The 2,236-nt window shown below is 71.3% G+C and carries 3 protein-coding genes and 1 pseudogene; all 4 read right to left on the bottom strand.

Annotated elements, in window-relative coordinates; genetic code table 11:
• A partial coding sequence (locus ACFWJO_RS37620) for a cytidylyltransferase domain-containing protein (protein ID WP_386872619.1) occupies positions 1–239 on the bottom strand: 239 nt, incomplete at its 3' end.
• Entirely contained in the window at positions 236–1,159 is a 924-nt protein-coding gene (locus ACFWJO_RS37615) for an RNA-binding protein (protein WP_136940080.1), read from the bottom strand. The genes ACFWJO_RS37615 and ACFWJO_RS37620, both read right to left, overlap by 4 nt.
• A gap of 137 nt (positions 1,160–1,296) precedes the next feature.
• Positions 1,297–1,587: a glycosyltransferase gene (locus ACFWJO_RS37610; RefSeq protein WP_386872621.1), complete on the bottom strand. Its 291-nt coding sequence runs from the start codon at positions 1,585–1,587 to the stop codon at positions 1,297–1,299.
• Positions 1,497–2,228 (bottom strand): annotated as a pseudogene (locus ACFWJO_RS37605) (NAD-dependent epimerase/dehydratase family protein); the annotation flags it as partial. The pseudogene ACFWJO_RS37605 and the gene ACFWJO_RS37610, both read right to left, overlap by 91 nt.
• Between the last annotated feature and the right edge of the window lie 8 nt (positions 2,229–2,236).

Genomic DNA, 2,236 nt, shown 5'->3' with positions numbered 1-2,236 from the left:
GGGGTTGAGTCCTGCGCCAGGTGGGCCGGGCGCAGGCCCGGCACGTCCGCGCCGTAGCGGAGGGCGACCTCGGCGATCTCGGCCGAGTCCGTGGAGACCACCACGTGCAGGTCCTCCTCCGCTTCGAGGGCGGCCTGGATGGTCCAGGCCACGAGCGGGTGGCCGCCGAGGAGGCGGATGTTCTTGCCGGGCAGCCCCCGGGACCCGCCGCGCACGGGGATGACGCACAGGATGCTCACGCGGACTCCCCTCCAAAGATGTCACGGGCGATGGCCCGCGCAGGCTCGATCACTGGGCGGACAGGAGCGGGAGTGCGCTTGGGCTGGTCGGCGGCCGAACGCCCTAGCACCCACGGCGCCATGCCGTAACGCTCCCAGAACTCGCTGAGCCAGGCGGGAGGGGTGGTGTGGTGCACCCAGCCACCGCGTCCCTGGGCTGCCGCTTCGAGGACACCCGTCGAGAACAGTGCGACGACGTCGGCTCCCATCTCAGGCAGAGGGCGTCCGCTGATCTCGAAGCGGGTGCCGCCGCGTTGCATGAGGCGGTGGGTGGCTCGGCTCAGCATGTCCCGTTCTGAAGGGTGTGGACGGTAGAGCACGTGCGGCTCGGCACGGAGGAATGCCAGCGTCTGCTGCGTGGCGGACCACCGACCCAGCTCTCGCCCGTGGAGCTGTCCCAGGAAGACCGTCGGACCCGGCTGGGCGGCCGGCGACTGGGGGTCCGCGGCTTCCCACAGCATCTGGGAGCCCACCACCCTGACGGTCCGCCCCGGGCGGCCACCGGTCCAGAAGGCCCCGTCCTCGTGCGAGAACGCGTACAGCGTCACCTCGTCAGGCAGAGGCGGCGCGAACGGTGTGAGCAGGCCGTGTTGCACGACGACGTATTCCACGCCCCGTGCCGCGGCCCACTCCAGGGCCAGCTCCCCGGCCCGCAGGTAGTGGCCGAGCGAAAGCACCGTGCCGACCGTGCCGTCGAGGGCGGACAGGTCGTCAGCGGAGGTGATCGACCGGTCTTCGACGGGGTCTCCGAGCATGGCCTGGACCGCAGGGACCAGGTGCTGAGGGCACAGGACCGCCACGTTGGCACGCGGCCCCAACGCCACCGGACGCAACCCGGCCGCGATGCCGGAGAGCGTCGCGGAGTCGAGAGCGGCGAGCACCGTCGGCGCCGTTCCGTAGAGAAGGAGACGAAGGGCGCGGTCTGCTTGACGGCCGCGACCGCGCACTGCAGCGACGGCGCGCCGGAGCGCGGAGGGCCGTGCCCACCGACGCCAGTCCTCGAGGGAATCGGGATGGTTCAGGCCCACAGCACTTCCACCTCACGCATCCGGTGCACGAGGGTGTGTTCGGCCAGGGCCCGGCGTCGCCCTGCTTCGGCGATGCCGCGGGCCCACACCGGTTCGCGGATTGCCCGCTCCGCGTGCTCGGCCAATTCGTCGCCATCGGCGAACACCAGGACTTCTCTGCCCGGCTCGAAGTGCACGTCGACGTCCGCGCGGTCTCGGCCAGCTCGTCCAGATCCATACGGACCCCTGTGCCGACGTTGGCGATCACGGGCTCTCCGCGGCGGGGGGCTTCTAGCGCCCAGACGATGGCCGCGGCGACGTCCGACACATGCACGAAGTCCCGCGTCGCCGTGCCGTCCCCGTAGACGGTGAGCGGCAGCCCCGCCTTGAGGCGGGCTAGGAACGCCGCCAGCACACCGGTGTAGGGGTTGTGAAGCGCCTGCCCCAAACCAACGACGTTCTGCGGGCGCAGAATGGCGAGGCGGCCGTCCGCGAGGGCGGTGCGGGCAATCTCCTCGGCCTCGGACTTGGTCTCGCCGTACACGGAGAGGGGCACGTGCGGCTGGTCTTCGCCCGAGGGCACGAACAGGCCGTCCGGGCCGAAATCCCTGCCGTCCGAGGACGCCAGCGGCGACGTGGCCACGAGGCCCTCGCCGTACACGGCGCGAGAGCTCAAGAACACGAGAGGAAGTCCTCGCGAGGCGGCGAACTCGGCCGCGAGCCGCGTTCCCTCCACATTGACGCGTCGGTAGCGGTCCTGCTCGTACATCGACTGAGCCGTCCCGGTCTCCGCCGCCAGGTGGATGACACCTCCGACCTCCGGCAGATCTGCCCAGGACGCCGGATCGCTCACGTCGCGGCGCAGGACGTCCCCGGGGAACCGCGCGGCCGCCTCTTCAGGATCGGCGTGCACCTGCTGCTCGAGTGTGTCAAGCGCGACCACCTCGTGGC

This window comes from Streptomyces sp. NPDC127092 (assembly GCF_042722475.1).
In the GTDB taxonomy this organism is placed as follows: domain Bacteria; phylum Actinomycetota; class Actinomycetes; order Streptomycetales; family Streptomycetaceae; genus Streptomyces.
The sequence above is the reverse complement of the archived record's forward strand: the minus strand, read 5'-3'. Positions and strand labels throughout refer to the sequence as shown.